A 20,487-nucleotide genomic window follows, 5' to 3' on the forward strand; every position below is an offset into this window, starting at 1 on the left:
GCACCCATGGCGCTGCTACGCATTACCTCGCCCCACGCCCACGGCCGCAACCGTACCCAAACGGTGATGCTGCATGTCCTCTTGGCTTGTCTGCCGGGCATTCTCGCCCTGACGTGGCTATTTGGTTTTGGCACCTTAATCAACCTGCTCTGGGCCAGTGCCTTGGCCCTAAGCTTCGAAGCGCTGGTGCTGCTGGCCCGCCGTCGCCCGCTGAGCTTCTTCCTGCAAGATGGCAGCGCCGTGGTCACCGCTGTGCTGCTGGCCATGGCACTGCCGCCCTTCGCGCCGTGGTGGCTCACCCTGATTGCCGTGGGCTTTGCCATGATCTTTGGTAAGCACTTATTTGGCGGCCTTGGCCAGAACCCGTTTAACCCGGCCATGCTCGGCTACGTGGTGGCGCTGATTTCCTTCCCGGTAGAGATGACCAGCTGGCCCGCTGCACGCGACATGGCGCTGCTCACCAACGGCGCGATCCAACCCACCTTGGGCCTGTGGGACGCCATCGTGCGCATCTTCGCCGGCGGCGCTGGTCTGCCAGATGCTTGGGCACACGCCACGGCGCTGGATACCCTGAAGATCAATAACAGCCTAACCATCAGCGAGCTGTGGGCTAGCCACCCGGAATTTGGTTGGCTGGGCGGTCGCGGCGTCGAGGCGGTGAATCTGGCGTTTCTCGCCGGCGGTCTGTATCTGCTAGCTCGTCATATCATCACGTGGCATGCGCCGGTGGGCATGCTACTGGGCCTCAGCGTAATGAGCCTGCTGTTCTGGAGTGGCTCGGGCTCGGACTCCAATGGTTCGCCGCTGTTTCACCTACTCACCGGCGCCACTATGCTCGGCGCGTTTTTCATCGTCACCGACCCAGTCTCCGGCGCCACCAGTAACAAGGGCCGTTTTATCTTTGGCCTGTGCGTCGGCGCCTTGGTGTACATCATCCGCACGTGGGGCGGTTATCCCGACGGCGTGGCCTTTGCCGTGCTGCTGATGAACCTTGCCGCGCCGACCATCGACTACTACACCCGACCGCGCACCTACGGGCACAGCTCGCCCAGCCGCGGCCCGAACCTAGGTAACTGAGATGCAGACGGGTTCTTCGATTATTCGCAACAGCCTGATTCTCGGCGCATTTGCCATAGCCACGGTGGGCAGTGTGGCGGCGATCAAGCTCGGCACCGCCGAGCGCATCGCTGCCGCCGAGCGCGAGGCACAGCACAAGGCGCTGAATGAGCTCATCCCCAGCGAGCGGCATGACAACGACATGCTCGCCGACACCCTGCCCTTGGCGGTCGACCCACTGCTGGGCAATCGCCGTCCGCTTGAGGCCAACCGTGCGCGCCTGAACGGCCAAGTCAGCGCCGTGATCCTGCCGGTGACCGCGCCCGATGGCTACAGCGGCTCAATCCAGTTGCTGGTGGCGATCAACGCCGACGGCACCTTGGCCGGCGTGCGCGTGGTCAGTCACAAAGAAACCCCGGGACTTGGCGATAAGATCGAGCTGAGCAAAACACCGTGGATTCTCGGTTTTAACGGCCTAAGCCTCACCAATCCCAACGAGAGCGGCTGGGCGGTGAAAAAAGACGGCGGCCAGTTTGATGCCTTCGCCGGTGCGACAATCACCCCGCGCGCGGTGGTCGGCGCCGTGCAGCGCGCCCTGCAGTACTTCGCCCGCGAGCGCCAACCGCTGCTCGCCGTAACGGAGGAAAAACCTCGTGGCTAACACCAGCTTTCGCGACATCACCGTTAACGGCCTGTGGAAGAACAACCCCGGTCTAGTACAGCTACTCGGCTTATGTCCGCTGCTGGGGGTGACTAACTCGACGGTCAACGCCTTAGGCCTAGCGCTCGCCACCGCCTTGGTACTGACCTGCTCGAACATCGCCGTATCGCTGATTCGCTCGGCGGTTACCGACGCCGTGCGTTTGCCCGCGTTTGTGATGATCATCGCCGCGCTGACCACCTGCACCGAACTGCTGATGCAGGCCTTTACTTACGAGCTGTACCAGATCCTCGGTATTTTTATTCCGTTGATCACCACCAACTGCATCATCCTCGGCCGCGCCGATGCGTTTGCGGCGAAGAACCCGGTGAGCCACGCCGCCCTCGACGGTTTTATGATGGGCGTTGGCTTCGGCGCCGTGCTGCTGGCTATCGGCATGCTGCGCGAGCTACTGGGCAGCGGCACGCTGTTCGCCAATATGCAGCTGCTCCTGGGCCCGATGGCCAGTGGTTGGACCATGCAGCCCTTTGGCGCGAGCTACCAAGGCTTCTTACTGGCGATTCTGCCGCCGGGCGCCTTCTTGGTATTGGGTCTGTTGATCGCGCTGAAAAACATCATCGACGACCGTCTCGAAGCCCGTGCCAAAGCCGCCGCCGTGGACGCCCCGAAAGTTAGCCGTCGGGTGCGCGTCACCGGGGTGATCGAATAACCAGCTGGGCCCAGCCCAGCCCACACCGCTTGCGAGCCTGCCGATGAACGCCGCCAAACGCCTGGAAATCTTTCAGCGCCTGCACGCCGACAACCCCAACCCGACTACCGAGCTGGCCTACAGCAACGCCTTCGAGCTACTGATTGCGGTGATTCTCTCGGCGCAAGCCACCGACGTGGGGGTGAACAAGGCCACCGCCAAGCTGTTCCCCGTCGCCAACACGCCAGAGGCCATCTATGCCTTGGGCTATGAGGGCCTCTGCGAATACATCAAAACCATCGGCCTGTACCCCAGCAAAGCCAAGAACGTTATCGAGACTTGCCGCTTGCTGGTCGAGCGGCATAACAGCCAAGTGCCGGATACCCGCGAGGCGCTCGAAGCGCTGCCCGGCGTCGGGCGTAAAACCGCCAACGTGGTGCTCAACACCGCCTTTCGCCAGCCGGCGATGGCGGTGGATACGCATATCTTCCGCGTCAGCAACCGCACCGGCATTGCACCGGGTAAAAACGTGCTGGAAGTGGAGAAAAAACTGCTCAAGTTTGTGCCCAAAGATTTCCTGCTAGATGCCCATCACTGGCTGATTCTGCATGGCCGCTACGTGTGCAAAGCCCGTAAGCCACAATGCGGCAGCTGTCGCATCGAAGACCTCTGCGAGTTCAAGCAAAAGAGCATTGATTAAAAAAAGCTTGAAATTTGTTTTTTTTGATTAAAAAAAACTTTTTGTCGCGCTCGTACTTTGTCGTTATAAGGACGCCGAAAAGCCCTTGATCTTTAAGGAGTCCGTTATGGCAGGCAGCGATTCCGATATCGACTTCGAAGATAGCTTCGATGGCGATGATGACAACGACAGCAAAGCCGCTGAAACCAGCAGCAGTGCCAACAGTAAAAGCAACAACCTGACCAAGCGTCGGCAGATCGACAACATGCTTGCCGAACGGCGTTTACAGAAGCAAATCAGCGATTACGACTTCGACTGAGGCGCTGGCTAAGCCCTAAACAACAACCCCGCCAGCTGGCGGGGTTGTTGTTTAGATTCAGGCTTAATCGGCTCGCTTGGGCGACAGCAGCTCAATCTTGTAGCCATCGGGGTCTTCGACAAAGGCCAGAATACTCGTGCCATGCAGCATCGGCCCCGGCTCACGGGTGATCTTGCCGCCACGCGCGCGAATATCTTCGCAAGCCTTGTAGACATCCTGCACCTCTAGGGCGATATGGCCATAACCATTGCCCAAATCGTAGCGCTCGATGTCCCAGTTATGGGTCAGCTCAATCACGGTGTTTTCGGCTTCGTTGCCGTAGCCAATAAACGCCAGGGTGAACTTCCCTTCGGGGTAGTCTTTGCGGCGCAGTAGGGTCATCCCCAGCACCTCTGTGTAAAAGGCGATGGATTTATCCAAGTCACCCACGCGCAGCATGGTGTGCAGTAAACGCATGTTGGTTCTCCTTAAATGACAAAGCCTCGGGATCACCGAGGCTTTGTGTTCACTCGTCATAGCTTAGGAGGCGCTGAGTGAATCGGCGAACGACTCAAGCACAAGGCGTACGGAGCGCAGCAACCGAGACATACCTGTTGGTGGGCGAGATTGCGAGCACCGCACAACGCCGTGATTGGGCCGTGCAGCCATTCAATCAAGCCGCCTTACAGCAGGTCGCGCCCTTTACCAGCGGCAATCCGCAGACGCAGGGCGTTGAGCTTAATAAAGCCCGCCGCATCGGCCTGATTGTAAGCACCGCCGTCTTCTTCGAAGGTGGCGATGTTGGCATCGAACAGTGAGTCATCCGACTTACGGCCCACCACAGTCACGTTGCCCTTATACAGCTTCATACGCACAACGCCGTTCACATTGGCCTGAGAAGCGTCGATCATCTGCTGCAGCATGGTGCGCTCAGGGCTCCACCAGTAGCCGTTGTAGATCAGGCTGGCGTAACGCGGCATCAGCTCGTCTTTCAGGTGCGCCACTTCGCGGTCGAGGGTGATCGACTCAATCGCGCGGTGGCCACGCAGCATGATGGTGCCGCCGGGGGTTTCGTAGCAGCCACGCGACTTCATGCCCACGTAGCGGTTTTCCACGATGTCCAAACGGCCAATGCCGTTCTCGCCACCGATCTTGTTCAGGTGCGCCAACACAGTGGCCGGGCTCATGTCGACGCCGTCGATGGCGACGATATCGCCCTTGCGGTAGGTCAGTTCAATATAGGTCGGCTGATCTGGAGCGGCTTCTGGCGACTTAGTCCAGCGCCACATGTCTTCTTCGTGCTCGGTCCACGTATCTTCCAGCACGCCGCCTTCGTAGGAGATGTGCAGCAAGTTGGCGTCCATCGAGTACGGCGACTTTTTCTTGCCGTGACGCTCAATCGGAATACCGTGCTTCTCGGCGTAATCCATCAGCTTTTCACGCGAGAGCAGATCCCACTCACGCCACGGAGCAATCACTTTCACACCCGGCTTCAGCGCATAACCGCCCAGCTCGAAACGCACTTGGTCGTTGCCTTTGCCGGTGGCGCCGTGAGAAATGGCGTCAGCGCCGGTTTCGTTGGCGATCTCGATCAAGCGCTTAGCGATCAGCGGACGCGCGATGGAGGTACCCAGCAGGTACTCGCCTTCGTAGATGGTGTTGGCGCGGAACATCGGGAACACGAAGTCACGCACGAATTCTTCGCGCAGGTCTTCGATATAGATTTCTTTCACGCCCAGCGCTTGTGCCTTAGCACGCGCTGGCTCGACTTCTTCACCTTGGCCCAGATCGGCGGTGAAGGTCACCACTTCGCAGTTGTAGGTATCTTGCAGCCACTTAAGGATGACTGAGGTATCCAAACCACCCGAGTAAGCCAGTACCACTTTATTGATTTCGGACATGCCGTGAGAACTCCCGCGCACAAACACAAAGGCGGGCATTTTACACGGGTGCGACAGAAATCTCAGCCACCACGTCAATCCGACAGTGTGGCCTGCTCGGCATCACCGCTGGCCGGCGGTACTAAGGTCTGCTCTGCAACCGGCACTCGACTGAGCTCTAGGCCCACGCGGCGGTTCTTCGCGCGGTTAGCGGCGGAGTTATTCGGCACCAATGGCTGACGTTCGCCCAAGAAGCGAATCAGCATGCGCTCTTCGGGAATGCCCAAGGCTTTTAAGTATTCCCCCACGGCCAAGGCGCGCCGGCGCGACAAGTCGCGGTTGAGCAAGCGATTGCCACTGTTATCGGAGTGCCCTTCGAGGATCACCCGCGTCACGCTGGGGTCGGCCTTTAAGTAATCGGCGATGATTTCCAGCTTGGCGCGGCCGACTTCTTCGAGGTCATAACCACCGCCGGGAAAACCAATGATGCTGCTTTTAATCTGGTCGAAATTCACCGGCAACAGCCCAGCGACGCACTTTAAGTAGTCGTTGTAGGGCGTCATAAAATTGGTCGCCAGCATGCGCACCTCTACCGGCATGCCGCCCTTCCACTGCATCTGCTTCACCGCCGCAACGCGGCCTTCCATAAAGCCGGTGAGCAAGCGGCCGGCCTGCTGGTCGTCGGAGGTGAACAGCACGTCGCCTTCATTGAGCAACACGCTGCCCAAGGCAATATCGCGCAGCGCAGGCCGCCAGTACGGCGCCGCTGCGAACAGCATGGCGCGGCCAGCCTTGATGCTCGGCTCACGGGGTTTTAGGCGGAATACCGTTGGCTCGCCGGCACGGCGCGCGAATTCGCCGACCCCAAAGTCGGGCACATTTTGACTGAGACGGCACTCAAACTGATCGCCGCTGGCTTCCCAGCTCGCGTTTTCCAGTCGAGTTTGAAAGGTCAGCGCCATGCTCGGTAGCGACCAGCACAGCAGCATCCCGGTGAGTACGCGGTTCACGACGAACTCCACAAATTCAGGCTTAGCATGGCTATCGGCCAAGCGGCGTCGATCTTTACCGCGCAAGCGACAGTCGGCACGCGCATGGCCGCTAGCAGGCTTTTCCGGTAGCATTTGCGCCTGATTCAAGCCCTGATAAAAGCTAAGCAGAGAAGCCCATGACCGAGCGCCTGACCCTGGTTCGCCCCGACGACTGGCACATCCACCTGCGCGACGGCGCTGCCTTGCAACAGACCGTTGCCGACGTTGCGCGCACCTTTGGCCGCGCCATCATCATGCCGAACTTGGTGCCGCCGGTAAAAAACGCCGCGCAAGCTGGCGAATATCGCGAACGCATTCTTGCTCAGCGCCCTGCCGGCAGCGCTTTTGAGCCGCTGATGGTGCTCTACCTCACCGACCAAACCAGCCCAGACGATATTCGCGCTGCCAAAGCCTGCGGTTATGTGTATGCCGCCAAGCTGTACCCCGCCGGCGCGACTACCAACTCTGACTCCGGCGTGACGCTGATCGACAATATTTTCGCCGTACTGGAAACCATGGCCGAGGTGGGTTTGCCGCTGTTGGTACACGGCGAAGTGACCACGGCAGATATCGACGTGTTTGACCGCGAAAAGGTGTTTATCGACCTACACCTGCGCCGCGTGATTGAGCGCTTCCCGACCCTTAAAGTGGTGTTTGAGCACATCACCACCGCCGATGCCGTGGCCTTTGTACGCGAAGCGCCGGCCAATGTGGGCGCTACTATCACCGCGCACCACCTGCTGTACAACCGCAACCACATGCTGGTTGGCGGCATTCGCCCGCACTTCTTCTGCCTGCCGATTTTAAAGCGCAACACCCATCAGCAAGCGCTGTTGGAAGCCGCCACCAGCGGCAACCCGAAGTTCTTCTTGGGCACCGACTCAGCCCCGCACGCCAAGCACGCTAAAGAAGCGGCTTGCGGCTGCGCCGGCTGTTACACCGCCTACGCGGCCATTGAGCTGTATGCCGAAGCGTTTGAGCAGATGAACGCACTGGACAAGCTAGAAGGCTTCGCCAGCTTCTTTGGTCCAGACTTCTATGGTCTGCCGCGCCACAGCGACACCATCACCTTAGTGCGCGAAGACTGGCAAGCTCCGGCCAGCCTGCCCTTTGGCGATCAGCAAGTGATTCCGCTGCGCGCCGGCGAAACCCTGCGCTGGAAGCTGCTTGACGGAGGTGTCGCATGAGCGAAGAAAGTTTCGAAGATGCACTGGACAGCGCCGGTGAGTTTGACGACCTCGACAAACCCGCCATGGCACGCCGCTTCCGCGGTTTTTTGCCGGTGGTGGTCGATGTGGAAACCGGCGGCTTTAACGCCGCTACCGATGCCTTGTTAGAAATCGCCGCCGTGCCGATTGCCATGGACGACAGCGGCCTGCTCTATCCCGAAGAAGCGATTTTCTTCCGCATTGAGCCCTTTGAAGGCGCCAATATCGAACAGGCCGCGCTGGATTTCACCGGCATTAAGCTCGACCACCCCCTGCGCATGGCAGTGAGCGAAGAGCACGCGCTGGGCGAAATCTTCCGCAACGTGCGCAAGGCGCTGAAGCGTAATGGCTGTAAGCGTGCGGTACTGGTGGGGCATAACAGCAGTTTTGACCAAGGCTTCTTAAATGCGGCGGTTAATCGCTGCGGCATTAAGCGTAATCCGTTCCACCCATTCTCCAGCTTCGACACCGCGACCTTGTCGGGCCTGGCTTACGGGCAAACGGTACTGGCCAAATCATGCCAAAGCGCTGGCGTGGCGTTCGATAACCGTGAGGCTCACTCGGCCCGCTACGACACTGAAAAAACCGCCGAGCTGTTCTGCGCCATCGTCAATCGCTGGAAAGAACTCGGCGGTTGGCTGCAGGACTGATCCTAGCCACACAGCAACGCCAGAAAGCAAAACGCCCCAATTAAGGGGCGTTTGTCCTCCAAGATTATGGCCTTCTTAGTTAAAGACGGCCTCACTGGACAAACCATTGCTTTCAAAAATCTCCCGCATGCGACGCAGTGCTTCCACCTGAATCTGGCGCACCCGCTCACGGGTCAGGCCGATCTCTTGGCCCACTTCTTCTAACGTACTGCACTCATGACCGCGCAGACCAAAGCGGCGAATCACCACTTCACGCTGTTTTTCGGTCAAGTCAGACAACCAAGCATCAATGCTGCTCGACAAGTCATCGTCCTGCAGAAGCTCGCAGGGGTCGGTCGGCTGCTCATCGGTCAGGGTATCCAACAGGGTTTTGTCAGAGTCCCCACCTAAGGTGACATCCACCGAGGTTACCCGCTCATTCAAGCCCAACATGCGCTGCACATCTTCCACCGGCTTATCCAGCAGGTGGGCGATCTCTTCGGCAGAAGGCTCATGATCAAGCTTTTGCGTCAGTTCACGCGCAGCACGCAGGTAAACATTCAACTCTTTAACGACATGAATCGGCAGACGGATGGTGCGCGTCTGATTCATGATCGCCCGTTCGATGGTTTGACGAATCCACCATGTGGCGTACGTCGAGAAACGGAAACCACGCTCGGGATCAAACTTTTCTACCGCGCGAATCAAGCCCAGATTGCCTTCCTCGATCAGATCGAGCAGCGACAAGCCACGATTGACATAACGACGGGAGATTTTCACCACCAAACGCAGATTGCTTTCGATCATCCGCTTGCGGCCAGCCGGGTCACCACGCTGCGCTAAGCGCGCGTAATGCACTTCTTCTTCCGGGGTCAGCAAGGGTGAAAAGCCAATCTCGTTGAGATACAGCTGGGTGGCGTCTAGGGCGCGACTGAAATCGACATGCTTGTGCTGCCGACGACGGGCGGTGCCAGACTTCTTGGTGGCAGTGGCAGCGGTTTTGTTTGCTTTGGGCGCATCCAAAACCATTACTTCGTCACTGCTGTCAAACTCTGGCGCTTTCTTTTTGAGTGCCATTTTTTATTGTCCTGTGTTGAGTTCGACACGCGGACCCCAGCGACCGTTTCCCTGGTTACCAGAGTCCGACCCTACACAAGACGATTTAGCGGCGGGGCAGAAACCTTAGGGGGTCGACTGGTTTACCGTTCTGGCGAATCTCGAAGTGGAGCTTCACCTGATCGGTTCCGGTAGAACCCATTTCAGCTATCTGTTGGCCGGACTTGACGCGCTGACCTTCTTTTACCAGCAGCCTACGATTGTGCCCGTATGCGCTGACGAAAGTGTCACTGTGCTTGATGATGATGAGTTCACCATAGCCGCGTAAGCCACTTCCTGCGTAGACCACAGCGCCATCGGCTGCGGCATTTACAGGCTGGCCTAATTGCCCATTGATATCAATTCCTTTATTCAAACTGCCGTTTGAGCCAAACCGACCAATGACCTGCCCGGTCGTCGGCCATTGCCAGCCTGACGACATACTTGGCATGGCCGGAGGCGTGCCCGCAGGGCGTGGCGCAGGCGCCGGTGCAGGTTTTTGTACAGGTGCCGGTGCCGCAACAGGCTTACTGACCGGCGCGGGGGCAGGCTGACTAACGGTAGGATTTGACGGACGAGTGGTCGACTGCACCATCACTGGCGCTGAGGCAGCCGGGCGGCCATCAAAGCGAATCTGCTGGCCGGGGTAAATCGTATAGGGCGGGCGCATGCCGTTGGCCATGGCGAGCTGTTTCCAGTCCCAGCCATAACGAAAGGCAATCGAATATAACGTGTCGCCACGCTGCACGGTGTGCACGCCTTGGGTAATCGGGGCACGCAGCGGCACGCTGGAGTTACGGTCCACCACCGGCACAGGGCGTGGCGCCGGCGACGAGCAGGCGACCAGCAGACCGGCTAAGCCAGCCAGCACCAGTGCTTTATTCAATGAACCTTGCCACCGTGCGTTTGCTTGCACGCCGACTCCCCCTGCTGCGAATTATGCTTATTGTGCCAGCTTGAGCGGCAGGGGCAAAAAAGCCCTGCCTTCAGCGTGTGCGTATTGTGCAGAAATTAGCTCGCCGCACCAGTGCCGCGTAAGCGTGCCGCCACCCATTCCAGCGCCAGCACTAACACAACCCCCAGCACCGCCATCACCAGTGCCAACGCCAGCTGCGCGTCGTGCCCTGTGGCGCTGAACTGCCACGGCCAGAGGTTGGCCTCCAGCAAGGGGCGCTGCTCGCCGTGGCGGTCGGTGATCCATTGCAGCACTTCTTTCCAAGGCCAGACTTTATTCAGCGAACCGAGCATCAGCCCAGTTAAAAACGCCAAGGCAGCCGCGCGAAAGCGCTGCAGCAACCAGTGCAGCAACTTGGCAAACGCCAGCAAACCAAACAAACAACCGGCTGCGAAAACCGCCAAGAAGCCGATATCCAAACTTTTCACCGCGGCAATCACAGTGGGGTACAAGCCCATCAGCAAGAGCAGAAAACTACCGGAGATGCCCGGCAGAATCATCGCGCAAATGGCAATCGCGCCGGCGCAAAACAAGCTTAACGGGTCGGAGCCCCACGCCAACGGCTCAGCGACGGTAATCCAGTAGGCAAAGCCGGCACCTAGGGCAAACATGCCGACCACCGCAGCATTCCAGCGCGGAATTTCGCGGCCCACCAGATAGCTGGACACTAAGATCAGCCCGAAGAAGAACGACCACAAGGGAATCGGGTGCGTAGCCATGAGCCAAGTAATCAGCTTCGCCAGCGAAAACACGCTGGTTAAGATGCCGGCAAACAGCAGCAGCAGAAAGGTCGCGTTCACCGTTTGCCAGGCCTGCACCACTTGCCCGCGCAGCAGCAACAGCAGCGCCTTGGGGGCATTGCTCAAGGCAGCTAATAAGGTGTCGTAAATACCGGTAATAAAGGCGATGGTGCCGCCGGATACGCCGGGCACTACATCGGCGGCGCCCATGGCCATGCCACGCAAATAGACCAAGACGGCCTGAGTTTTATTGATGGACATCCTGTGTCTCGCTACGGATTAACTGAGGGTGCCGGTCAGTAACGGCACAAATTTAACGCTTTCCAGCACATGCTGATGGAAGGTGTCACCTTCGCGCACCACCAACAGCAGCTCCTGTTGCTCGCCCTGCCCCACCGGCAGAATCATCCGTCCGCCTTCGGCCAGTTGGTCTTTCAACGCTTGGGGCACTTCGCTGGCGGCAGCGGTGACGATGATGGCGTCATACGGCGCCAGAGCGTTCCAGCCTTCCCAGCCATCGCCAAAGCGGAACACGATGTTGCGCAGGTTCAGCTCGGCCAAACGCGCTTTGGCGCGCTCTTGCAGCGGCTGGATGCGTTCGACGGAAAACACTCGCTCGGCCACTTGGGCCAGAATCGCGGTTTGATAGCCGCTGCCGGTACCGATCTCCAGCACTTTGTCGATCGGCCCGCTTTTCAGCAGTAGCTCAGTCATACGCGCCACAATGTAAGGCTGCGAAATAGTCTGGTTATGCCCGATGGGCAAGGCGGTGTCTTCGTATGCGCGGTGCGACAACGCCTCATCAATAAACAGATGGCGCGGCGTGCGACGTATCGCCTCTAGCACACGTGCATTAGACAGGCCTTCTTCGTACAGGCGCTCGATTAAGCGCTCGCGAGTACGTTGCGAAGTCATGCCAATACCGCGGATATCGAACTTGTCCATCGTTCTCCTCAAGACAGGCCGTCAAGCCAGTCTTCGACTGCTGCGAACACGGAATAATGGGTTTTATCAATTTGTAGCGGGGTGACCGACACATAGCCCTGCATCACCGCGTGGAAGTCGGTGCCTTCGCCAGCGTCTTCGCCATCACCGGCCACGGAAATCCAGTAGCCTTCTTTACCGCGCGGGTTCACCACTTTGACGGGTGCGGCGGCGCGGGCGCGATGGCCGTGACGAGTGAGCATGATGCCCTTCACCCGTTCTAGCGGCAGATTCGGCACATTGACGTTGAGCACAGTGCGCGGCGGCAAGTCCAGCTGTGCATGGGCTTGCACCAATAAGCGGGCGAAATGTGCGGCGGTCGGCAGGTTATCCACTTGGCGCGACAACAGCGAGAAAGCCATCGCCGGACGATCGAGAAAACGCCCTTCTAAGGCGGCGGCCACCGTGCCGGAATACAACACATCGTCGCCTAGGTTGGCGCCCAAGTTAATCCCTGACACCACCATCTCGGGCACCGGATCGAGCAAACCATTGAGGCCCAAGTGCACGCAATCGGTGGGCGTGCCATTGAGACTAATAAAGCCGTTATCCAATCGCGTGGGGTGCAGCGGACGGTCGAGCGTTAACGAGCTGCTGGCGCCGCTTTTGTCTTGCTCGGGGGCGATTACGTAGCGCTCGCCCAAGCCTGCTAGCGCGCCATGTAGCGCGGCTAGGCCGGGGGCGTTAACGCCGTCGTCGTTAGAAATCAGTATGCGCATGTTCACCGTTTGCCTGGGTTGGCGCGACATCTAACAGCTCGCGTACCACAGCCGTGGCAAAACAACCGGCAGGCAGGACAAAATTAAGTTGCAGTTGATCAGGCGCCAGATAATGCCACGCCAGCGCCGCAATGGGGAGGCGCATAATGCGCCGTTCGTGCTGCAAGCCCGCTTTGACTAACCAGTCTTGCAGGGCTTCTTCACCGGCCAATGCGCTTTGCTCTAACGCCAGCGGCGCGCCGCTAATGGCTTGCTCACCGGCGCCACACAGGCGTGCGGTGGGGTGTAAATCCAGCTCAGCCAAACGCGGGTCATTAAGATCCGCAGCCGTCGCGGGAAAGAAGCTGCGGCTGGTGGTAAAGGCCAGCAAGTCGCCTTCCAAGGCTTGATTCCAGCTACCTGCCGCCACACGTGCGGCGAGCACCTTGTTAAACAGATAACTGCGCGCCGTGGAGAGCAAGCGCGAGCGGATATTGCGCGCCTCCGGCAGCATGCCTTCTGCCGCGCACTCGCGCGCTTGCACGAGGTTGTTGCCGTGATGACCAAAGCGCTGCACGCCGTAGTAATTGGGCACGCCGTGCTGGCGGATTTGCTCTAAGCGCTGATCTAGCGCGGCTCCATCGGCCTGTACATTGCGCAGGGTGAGAATAAAGCGATTCGCGCTGTGCGTGCCGCGTTGCAGTTTGCGGTTGTGGCGCTGCTGGCTGAGCACCGTGAGCTGGGCGTTATTGGCGCTGCCAAAATCTGGCTCGGCCTTGCCCGGCAGGTGCACGCTAAACCATTGGCGCGTCAGCGCTTGGCGATCTTTCAGGCCGGCGTAACTCACCGCACGCAGCGGCAAGCCAGCGGCTTTGGCGAGGCGCCGGGCGGCGTCTTCGGTGTTCAGGCCACGCTTCTCGACCCACAGCCAAATGTGTTCGCCTTGGCCGGTCAGGCTGAGCGCCAGCACTTCATCAACCTGAAAGTCTTCTGGAGTCACTTTCAGCTGTGCGGTACCGCACGGCCCACCCCAGGCAAAGGGGCCTAACAGGGCTTCGCTCATGCTTTCACCTCTCGCACAAGCAAGGCCACCGCATGCACGGCAATGCCTTCTTCGCGGCCGGTAAAGCCGAGTTTTTCGGTGGTGGTGGCTTTAACGTTGACCGCGTCCAGCGCCACGTTCAGGTCGGCAGCGATATTGCTGCGCATGGCGTCAATATGCGGGGCCATCTTCGGCGCTTGGGCAACGATGGTGCTGTCAATATTGCCCACCGCCCAGCCCTTGTCGGCCAACAGGCTGACCACATGACGCAGCAGCTCGCGGCTATCGATACCTTTGAAGCGCGGATCGGTATCGGGGAAGTGCTTGCCAATATCGCCCAGCGCCGCCGCGCCGAGCAGCGCATCGCACAGCGCGTGCAGCAGCACGTCGCCATCGGAGTGTGCCAGCAAGCCAAAACGGTGAGGGATTTGCACGCCGCCCAAGGTGACAAACGTCCCCTCGGCAAAGCGGTGTACATCGTAGCCGTGCCCAATACGCATAAAAAATCACGCCCAAAAAAGTCAGGACGTGATTCTACAGGACTCAGCAGGCCAAGACTGGCCTCATCGGCATAAGGCAGCAGCGTGATGGCGCAAGTGGTCGTCGATGAAGCTGGCGATAAAGTAATAGCTGTGGTCGTAGCCCGGCTGCATGCGCAAGGTTAACGGATGCCCCGCCGCCTCGGCCGCCGCTTGCAGCGCGCTAGGTTTAAGCTGCTGCAGAAGGAAATCATCGCGATCGCCCTGATCGACCAGTATCGGCAATTTTTCTGGCGCGTCGGCCAGCAAGGCGCAGGCATCCCACGCTTGCCAAGTGGCGCGGTCGGCACCGAGATAGCGCGAGAAGGCCTTTTCGCCCCACGGGCACTGGCTCGGGTTACTGATCGGCGCAAAAGCCGACAGCGACTGATAACGCCCCGGATTGCGCAACGCGCAGACCAAAGCACCATGCCCACCCATCGAGTGCCCGCTGATGCCGCGTTTGGCCGAGGCGGGAAAGTGCGCCTCAATCAGCGCGGGCAGCTCATCCACCACGTAATCGTGCATGCGGTAATGCTGCGCCCACGGCGCTTGTGTGGCGTTGAGGTAAAAGCCAGCGCCGTGGCCAAAGTCCCACGCGCCATCCGGGTCGCCGGGCACATCCGCGCCGCGTGGGCTGGTGTCCGGCGCCACGATGATCAAACCCAGCTCAGCGGCCAAACGCTGCGCGCCGGCCTTGTGCATGAAGTTTTCATCGGTGCAGGTCAGCCCGCTCAGCCAATACAGCACCGGCAGTTGAGCCCCCTGTTCCGCCTGCGGTGGCAGATAAATGCCGAACGTCATCTCGCACTGCAAGGTGGTGGAGCGATGTCGGTAGCGCTTATGCCAGCCGGCAAAGCTCTTGTTGCTGGAAACGATTTCAAGACTCATAGCCAACCTCAGCCGTGCCGCGCAGCGAGCGCGACGCACCGTTTAGAAGTGAATGACAGTGCGGATGCTCTTGCCTTCATGCATCAAATCAAAGGCTTGGTTAATGTCATCCAGGCCCATGGTGTAGGTGATAAAGGTATCCAGCGGAATTTCGCCACGCTGGGCCTTTGCAACATAGTTAGGCAGCTCGGTGCGCCCTTTCACGCCACCGAAGGCGCTGCCGCGCCACACGCGACCGGTGACTAACTGGAACGGCCGGGTGCTGATCTCTTGCCCGGCGCCGGCCACACCAATGATGGTCGACTCGCCCCAGCCCTTGTGACAACACTCCAGCGCGGCGCGCATCAGTTGCACATTGCCGACACACTCAAAGCTGTAATCCACCCCGCCGTCGGTCATCTCGACGATCACCTCTTGAATCGGCTTAGCGTAATCGCGCGGATTAACGAACTCCGTGGCGCCTAACTCTTGAGCGATGGCGAACTTGGCCGGGTTGATATCCACCGCGATGATGCGCCCGGCCTTAGCCATCTTGGCGCCGATCACTGCGGCTAAACCGATGCCGCCGAGGCCAAAAATCGCCACGCTGGCGCCCTCCGTCACCTTGGCGGTGTTGAGCACCGCGCCAATCCCGGTGGTGACGCCACAGCCCAGCAGGCAGACCTTTTCCAGCGGCGCTTCTTGAGGGATTTTCGCCAGCGAGATTTCCGGCAGCACGGTGTATTCCGAGAAGGTCGAGCAGCCCATGTAGTGATAAATCGGCTCGCCTTGGTAACTAAAGCGCGTGGTGCCATCGGGCATCAGGCCTTTGCCTTGGGTGGCGCGCACGGCTTGGCACAAGTTGGTTTTGCCCGAGGTACAGAACTTACAGGTGCGGCATTCGGCGGTGTACAGCGGAATCACATGATCGCCGACCGCCAGCGAGGTCACGCCCTCACCCACGGCTTCAACGATGCCGCCGCCTTCATGGCCCAAAATGCACGGGAACACGCCTTCGCTGTCTTCGCCAGACAAGGTGTAAGCATCGGTATGGCAAACGCCACTGGCAACAATCCGCACCAGCACTTCACCGGCCTTGGGCGGCGCCACATCCACCTCAACGATTTGCAGCGGCTGGTTGGGGGCAAACGCAACGGCGGCGCGGGACTTGATCATGGCAATGCTCCAAAAACCTCGTGGACAATGCCCGGCAGTCTAGTGCAGAAGAAAACAGAAATAATCCGCCAATTTGCAAAACATTATTGCTATTAAGGGATAATAGCCGCACGCCACAGAGAAGAAGCCACCATGAATCGCTGGGAAGGATTGGATGAGTTTGTCGCGGTCGCCGAATGCGGGCAGTTCAGCGCTGCCGCCGAACGCTTGGGGCTATCGACATCACAGGTCAGCCGCCAAGTCGCTCGCTTGGAAGATCGCCTGCAGAGCCGCCTGTTCTATCGCAGCACCCGGCGCGTGGCGCTCACCGAGGCCGGGCAAACCTTTTTGCAGCACTGCCAACGCCTGCAAGACGCGCGGGAGGAAGCCCTGCGTGCGGTCAGCGACTTAAGCGCCGAGCCCAAAGGCCTGCTGCGCATGACCTGCGCAGTGGCCTACGGCGAGCGTTTTATCGTACCGCTGGTGACCGAGTTTATGACCCGCCACCGGCAATTAAAGGTCGACATCGTACTGAGCAACCGCACCTTAGATATCGTCCACGAGGGCCTAGACCTCGCCGTGCGCTTGGGTCGCCTGCAAGACTCCCAGTTAGTCGCCACGCGTCTGGCGCCGCGGCAGTTATACCTCTGCGCAGCGCCAGCGTATCTCCAGCGCTATGGCCAACCGCACAGCCTGTCGGAGCTCAGCCAGCACAATTGCCTGGTCGGCAGCTCTGATCTGTGGAATTTTCAACTGGAGGGGCGCGACGCGAGCCTGCGCGTGCAAGGCAATTGGCGCTGCAACAGCGGCCAGGCGGTGCTCGATGCCGCGTTGCGCGGCCTAGGCTTGTGCCAACTGCCGGACTACTACGTGAGCGAACACCTGCGTAGCGGCGCCTTGGTCGCCCTGCTCAACCCCTTGCAGCCGCCAAACACCGCCGTGTGGGCGCTGTATCCGCAGCAGCGGCACTTGTCGCCGAAAGTCCGCCAGTTGGTGGATTTTCTCAAGGCAGGGCTGGCAGAGCGCGCGGAGTATCAACCCAGCCGCTAAGGCTTTAGGCGTCTTTATCGGCCAGATAGAACGCCGCCAGCGCGAGGTCTTCGGGGCGGGTGATTTTTAGATTATCGCTGCGCCCTTCCACCAAACGCGGTGCTTGTCCGACCCACTCGATGGCCGAGGCTTCGTCAGTCACCTGCACACCCGCCGCCAGCGCACGACTCAGTGCGCTGTACAAGCTGCCGAGGCGAAACATCTGCGGAGTGAACGCCTGCCAGATGCGACTGCGCTCCAGCGTGCGCGCCACGCGGCCGGCTTCGGCTTGCTTTAGGGTGTCGCGCGCGGGCACCGCCAACAGGCCGCCGACGCTGTCATCGGCCAGCGTGCTGAGTAACAGCTGCAAGTCATCGGCATGCAACAGCGGGCGGGCGGCGTCATGCACCAGCACCCATTGCTCATCCGGCACATCCAGCGCGCGCAGGCGCTCCAGACCATTGAGCACCGAGTCGGCGCGTTCCACGCCACCGGGCGCACGCAGAATACGCGGGTCGGCGGCCACCGGCAGCGTCGGCCAGTAGGGATCATCCTCGGCCAGACTGACCACTAAGTGGGCCAGCTGCGGATGCTCGGTGAAACACGCCAAAGTGTGTTCCAGCACCGTTTTGCCATGCAGGGTGAGGTATTGCTTGGGTCGATCGGCTCGCATGCGGGCACCTACGCCTGCTGCGGGAATCACCACGCAGAATGCGGGCAACTCACTCATCGCCGGTCAACTGATAGAGGGTTTCGCCTTCCTTGACCATGCCCAGCTCTTCGCGGGCACGTTCTTCAACGGTCTCCAGACCGCTTTTTAATTCGCGCACTTCGGCTTCGAGCACGCGATTGCGCTCCAACAGGCGCTCGTTTTCGCCCTGCTGCTCGGCAATCTGCTGCTTGAGCAGATTCACCTGCGCCAAACTGCCCTCACCCAGCCACAAACGGTATTGCAGGGCGCCCAAGGTGAGCACCAGCAAACCAACCAGCCAGAGAGGTACGCGTTTTGTTTGCATCGCTTCAGCCGATAAGGGCGCCCCGAGGAGCGCCCTTAATCACAGCTTAACCGCGGAACTCGGCGCGGCCCTTGTACGGGGCCTTGCCGGCCAGCTGCTCTTCGATACGCAGCAGCTGGTTGTACTTAGAGACGCGGTCGGAGCGGCACAGCGAGCCGGTCTTGATCTGGCCAGCAGCAGTTCCAACGGCCAAGTCAGCGATGGTGCTGTCTTCGGTTTCGCCCGAACGGTGCGAGATCACTGCGGTGAAGCCAGCGGCCTTGGCCATCTGGATAGCTTCCAGCGTTTCGGTCAGCGAGCCGATCTGGTTGAACTTGATCAGAATCGAGTTGCCGATTTTCTCGTCGATGCCGCGCTTCAGAATCTTGGTGTTGGTCACGAACAGGTCGTCACCGACCAGCTGGACCTTCTCGCCGATCTTGTCGGTCAACACCTTCCAGCCAGCCCAGTCAGACTCGTCCATACCGTCTTCGATGGAGATGATCGGGTAGCGCTGAGTCAGGCCAGCCAGATAGTCGGCAAAACCTTCGGCGCTGAATACAGTGCCTTCGCCAGCCAAGTCGTACTGACCGTTCTTGAAGAACTCGCTGGAGGCGCAGTCCAGCGCTAAGGTCACGTCGTCGCCCAGCGTGTAGCCAGCGTTGGCCACGGCTTCGGCGATAGCAGCCAGCGCGTCTTCGTTAGAAGCCAAGTTCGGCGCGAAGCCACCTTCGTCACCCACAGCAGTGTTCAGGCCACGGGCCTTCAGTACGGCTTTCAGGTGATGGAAGATCTCGGCACCCATGCGCAGTGCGTCGGCGAAGTTTTTCGCGCCCACCGGCTGGACCATGAACTCTTGGATATCGACGTTGTTATCCGCGTGCTCGCCGCCGTTGATGATGTTCATCATCGGCACCGGCATGGAGTACACGCCCGGCGTGCCGTTCAGCTCGGCGATGTGCGCGTACAGCGGCATCCCTTTGGCTTGCGCAGCAGCTTTGGCAGCGGCCAGCGACACGGCCAGAATGGCGTTGGCGCCCAAAGTGGCTTTGTTCTCGGTGCCATCCAGCTCGATCATCGCGCGGTCCAGCGCTTGCTGGTCGCGGGCATCTTTACCCAGCAGCAGGTCGCGGATCGGGCCATTCACGTTGGCCACGGCCTTCAGCACGCCCTTACCCAAGTAACGGCTCTTGTCGCCATCACGCAGCTCCAGCGCTTCGCGCGAGCCGGTAGAGGCACCGGACGGCGCACAGGCGCTGCCGATGATGCCGCCTTCCAGAATCACGTCGGCTTCGACGGTGGGGTTGCCGCGGCTATCCAGAACCTCGCGGCCCTTGATGTCGATGATCTTTGCCATGTTGCGTTGCACTCCAAAAAGTAATCAGTGAGCTTCGACTGCAGAGGCGCGCCTCTGGGCCGTGGAAGACTCAGTGGGTATCGATGGGTTGAAAACTCTTTACCAGCTCATCCAATGCCTTGAGCTGCGCCAAGAACGGCTCCAGCTTGGCCAGGCGCAAGGCACAGGGGCCATCGCATTTGGCTTGTTCCGGTTCGGGGTGCGCTTCCAGGAACAAACCAGCCAAGCCCTGACTCATCCCGGCTTTGGCCAGATCAGTCACTTGGGCGCGGCGCCCCCCAGCAGAGTCGGCACGGCCACCGGGCATCTGCAGGGCATGAGTTACGTCGAAGAACACCGGGTAGCCCATCTGCTTCATGATGCCGAAGCCGAGCATATCGACCACCAGGTTGTTGTAGCCGAAGCTGGAGCCACGCTCACAGAGAATCAGCCGATCATTACCCGCTTCGTTGCACTTAGTCAGGATGTGTTGCATCTCCTGCGGGGCAAGGAACTGGGCCTTCTTGATATTGATCACCGCGCCGGTTTTGGCCATCGCCACCACCAGATCGGTCTGCCGCGACAAAAACGCCGGCAGTTGAATGATGTCGCAGACCTCAGCCACCGGGGCCGCCTGATAAGGCTCGTGCACGTCGGTAATCACCGGCACGTTGAAGGTCTTCTTCACTTCTTCGAAGATTTTCAGGCCTTCGTCCAAGCCCGGGCCACGGAACGAGTTAACCGACGAGCGGTTGGCTTTGTCGAAACTGGCCTTGAACACGTAAGGGATGCCGAGCTTCTCGGTGACCTTGACGTACTCTTCGCAGATGGTCAGTGCCAAGTCGCGCGATTCCAGCACGTTCATGCCGCCAAACAGCACAAACGGCTTGTCGTTGGCGATGTCGATTTGCCCGACGGTAACGGTCTTCTGGGTCATCGG

24 protein-coding genes are annotated in these 20,487 nt (G+C 59.8%); 8 read left to right on the top strand and 16 right to left on the bottom strand.

Annotation, left to right across the window (positions count from 1 at the left end; genetic code table 11):
• Positions 1 to 6 precede the first annotated feature (6 nt).
• The 5 genes from BMX80_RS04595 to BMX80_RS04615 all read left to right on the top strand — a co-directional run bounded on the left by BMX80_RS04595 (position 7) and on the right by BMX80_RS04615 (position 3,403).
• Positions 7 to 1,077 carry an RnfABCDGE type electron transport complex subunit D gene (locus BMX80_RS04595; RefSeq protein WP_074865685.1) on the top strand — a complete coding sequence of 357 codons (1,071 nt, stop codon included), beginning with the start codon at positions 7 to 9 and terminating at the stop codon, positions 1,075 to 1,077.
• 1 nt (position 1,078) lies between these two features.
• Positions 1,079 to 1,717, top strand: a complete 639-nt coding sequence (rsxG, locus tag BMX80_RS04600; protein ID WP_071873456.1) for an electron transport complex subunit RsxG — start codon at positions 1,079 to 1,081, stop codon at positions 1,715 to 1,717.
• The gene (locus BMX80_RS04605) at positions 1,710 to 2,426 is read left to right on the top strand and encodes an electron transport complex subunit E (protein ID WP_074865688.1); all 717 of its coding nucleotides are present in this window, start codon (positions 1,710 to 1,712) and stop codon (positions 2,424 to 2,426) included. Before rsxG ends, BMX80_RS04605 begins: the two co-directional genes overlap by 8 nt.
• Positions 2,427 to 2,469: 43 nt before the next feature.
• On the top strand, positions 2,470 to 3,105 hold the full coding sequence (gene nth / locus BMX80_RS04610; RefSeq protein ID WP_074865691.1) for an endonuclease III: 636 nt from the start codon (positions 2,470 to 2,472) through the stop codon (positions 3,103 to 3,105).
• Positions 3,106 to 3,211: 106 nt separating this feature from the next.
• Positions 3,212 to 3,403 (top strand): PA3496 family putative envelope integrity protein, encoded by a 192-nt coding sequence (locus BMX80_RS04615; protein ID WP_074865694.1) that lies wholly within the window; start codon positions 3,212 to 3,214, stop codon positions 3,401 to 3,403.
• A 63-nt stretch (positions 3,404 to 3,466) separates the two neighbouring features.
• Here the strand turns inward: BMX80_RS04615 and gloA are convergent, their stop codons facing one another.
• From gloA to BMX80_RS04630, 3 genes are all read right to left on the bottom strand, one after another.
• Entirely contained in the window at positions 3,467 to 3,859 is a 393-nt protein-coding gene (gene gloA, locus BMX80_RS04620) for a lactoylglutathione lyase (protein ID WP_074865697.1), read from the bottom strand.
• A gap of 206 nt (positions 3,860 to 4,065) precedes the next feature.
• Positions 4,066 to 5,283: an argininosuccinate synthase gene (locus BMX80_RS04625; protein ID WP_074865700.1), complete on the bottom strand. Its 1,218-nt coding sequence runs from the start codon at positions 5,281 to 5,283 to the stop codon at positions 4,066 to 4,068.
• A gap of 74 nt (positions 5,284 to 5,357) precedes the next feature.
• The gene (locus BMX80_RS04630; protein ID WP_407922776.1) at positions 5,358 to 6,386 is read right to left on the bottom strand and encodes a flagellar protein MotY; all 1,029 of its coding nucleotides are present in this window, start codon (positions 6,384 to 6,386) and stop codon (positions 5,358 to 5,360) included.
• 44 nt (positions 6,387 to 6,430) lie between these two features.
• Here BMX80_RS04630 and pyrC point away from each other — a divergent pair, with 44 nt between their 5' ends.
• Together pyrC and rnt are read left to right on the top strand one after the other, a co-directional pair.
• Entirely contained in the window at positions 6,431 to 7,480 is a 1,050-nt protein-coding gene (gene pyrC, locus BMX80_RS04635; protein ID WP_074865703.1) for a dihydroorotase, read from the top strand.
• A complete protein-coding gene (gene rnt / locus BMX80_RS04640; RefSeq protein WP_071873463.1) occupies positions 7,477 to 8,151 on the top strand; it encodes a ribonuclease T in 675 nt (224 codons plus the stop codon). The genes pyrC and rnt overlap by 4 nt, the downstream gene beginning before the upstream one ends.
• Positions 8,152 to 8,226: 75 nt before the next feature.
• Here rnt and rpoS read toward each other — a convergent pair whose 3' ends face one another.
• The 9 genes from rpoS to BMX80_RS04685 all read right to left on the bottom strand — a co-directional run bounded on the left by rpoS (position 8,227) and on the right by BMX80_RS04685 (position 16,208).
• Positions 8,227 to 9,207: an RNA polymerase sigma factor RpoS gene (gene rpoS, locus BMX80_RS04645; RefSeq protein WP_071873464.1), complete on the bottom strand. Its 981-nt coding sequence runs from the start codon at positions 9,205 to 9,207 to the stop codon at positions 8,227 to 8,229.
• 85 nt (positions 9,208 to 9,292) lie between these two features.
• On the bottom strand, positions 9,293 to 10,141 hold the full coding sequence (locus BMX80_RS04650) for a peptidoglycan DD-metalloendopeptidase family protein (protein WP_074865706.1): 849 nt from the start codon (positions 10,139 to 10,141) through the stop codon (positions 9,293 to 9,295).
• 95 nt (positions 10,142 to 10,236) lie between these two features.
• Positions 10,237 to 11,181, bottom strand: coding sequence for a polyprenyl-phosphate transporter (locus BMX80_RS04655; protein WP_074865709.1), 945 nt, complete (start codon positions 11,179 to 11,181; stop codon positions 10,237 to 10,239).
• Positions 11,182 to 11,199: 18 nt separating this feature from the next.
• Positions 11,200 to 11,865 carry a protein-L-isoaspartate(D-aspartate) O-methyltransferase gene (locus BMX80_RS04660; protein WP_074865712.1) on the bottom strand — a complete coding sequence of 222 codons (666 nt, stop codon included), beginning with the start codon at positions 11,863 to 11,865 and terminating at the stop codon, positions 11,200 to 11,202.
• Positions 11,866 to 11,873: 8 nt separating this feature from the next.
• Positions 11,874 to 12,623, bottom strand: a complete 750-nt coding sequence (surE, locus tag BMX80_RS04665; protein WP_074865715.1) for a 5'/3'-nucleotidase SurE — start codon at positions 12,621 to 12,623, stop codon at positions 11,874 to 11,876.
• Entirely contained in the window at positions 12,604 to 13,665 is a 1,062-nt protein-coding gene (gene truD, locus BMX80_RS04670; protein WP_074865720.1) for a tRNA pseudouridine(13) synthase TruD, read from the bottom strand. Before truD ends, surE begins: the two co-directional genes overlap by 20 nt.
• Entirely contained in the window at positions 13,662 to 14,144 is a 483-nt protein-coding gene (ispF, locus tag BMX80_RS04675) for a 2-C-methyl-D-erythritol 2,4-cyclodiphosphate synthase (RefSeq protein WP_074865724.1), read from the bottom strand. Before ispF ends, truD begins: the two co-directional genes overlap by 4 nt.
• Before the next feature lie 63 nt (positions 14,145 to 14,207).
• Positions 14,208 to 15,053 carry an S-formylglutathione hydrolase gene (gene fghA, locus BMX80_RS04680; RefSeq protein ID WP_074865726.1) on the bottom strand — a complete coding sequence of 282 codons (846 nt, stop codon included), beginning with the start codon at positions 15,051 to 15,053 and terminating at the stop codon, positions 14,208 to 14,210.
• 42 nt (positions 15,054 to 15,095) lie between these two features.
• On the bottom strand, positions 15,096 to 16,208 hold the full coding sequence (locus BMX80_RS04685; RefSeq protein ID WP_074865728.1) for an S-(hydroxymethyl)glutathione dehydrogenase/class III alcohol dehydrogenase: 1,113 nt from the start codon (positions 16,206 to 16,208) through the stop codon (positions 15,096 to 15,098).
• Positions 16,209 to 16,340: 132 nt separating this feature from the next.
• Between BMX80_RS04685 and BMX80_RS04690 the strand changes: the two genes are divergently transcribed.
• Positions 16,341 to 17,237 (top strand): LysR family transcriptional regulator, encoded by an 897-nt coding sequence (locus tag BMX80_RS04690; protein ID WP_071873473.1) that lies wholly within the window; start codon positions 16,341 to 16,343, stop codon positions 17,235 to 17,237.
• A gap of 4 nt (positions 17,238 to 17,241) precedes the next feature.
• Here the strand turns inward: BMX80_RS04690 and ispD are convergent, their stop codons facing one another.
• The 4 genes from ispD to kdsA all read right to left on the bottom strand — a co-directional run bounded on the left by ispD (position 17,242) and on the right by kdsA (position 20,484).
• Positions 17,242 to 17,946 (bottom strand): 2-C-methyl-D-erythritol 4-phosphate cytidylyltransferase, encoded by a 705-nt coding sequence (gene ispD, locus BMX80_RS04695; protein WP_074865731.1) that lies wholly within the window; start codon positions 17,944 to 17,946, stop codon positions 17,242 to 17,244.
• Positions 17,939 to 18,232, bottom strand: coding sequence for a cell division protein FtsB (gene ftsB, locus BMX80_RS04700; protein WP_071873475.1), 294 nt, complete (start codon positions 18,230 to 18,232; stop codon positions 17,939 to 17,941). The genes ispD and ftsB overlap by 8 nt, the downstream gene beginning before the upstream one ends.
• Positions 18,233 to 18,278: 46 nt before the next feature.
• Positions 18,279 to 19,568: a phosphopyruvate hydratase gene (gene eno, locus BMX80_RS04705; RefSeq protein ID WP_071873476.1), complete on the bottom strand. Its 1,290-nt coding sequence runs from the start codon at positions 19,566 to 19,568 to the stop codon at positions 18,279 to 18,281.
• Positions 19,569 to 19,638: 70 nt separating this feature from the next.
• On the bottom strand, positions 19,639 to 20,484 hold the full coding sequence (gene kdsA / locus BMX80_RS04710; RefSeq protein ID WP_071873477.1) for a 3-deoxy-8-phosphooctulonate synthase: 846 nt from the start codon (positions 20,482 to 20,484) through the stop codon (positions 19,639 to 19,641).
• Positions 20,485 to 20,487: the final 3 nt, after the last annotated feature.

Source organism: Atopomonas hussainii, assembly GCF_900109735.1.
GTDB lineage: Bacteria > Pseudomonadota > Gammaproteobacteria > Pseudomonadales > Pseudomonadaceae > Atopomonas > Atopomonas hussainii.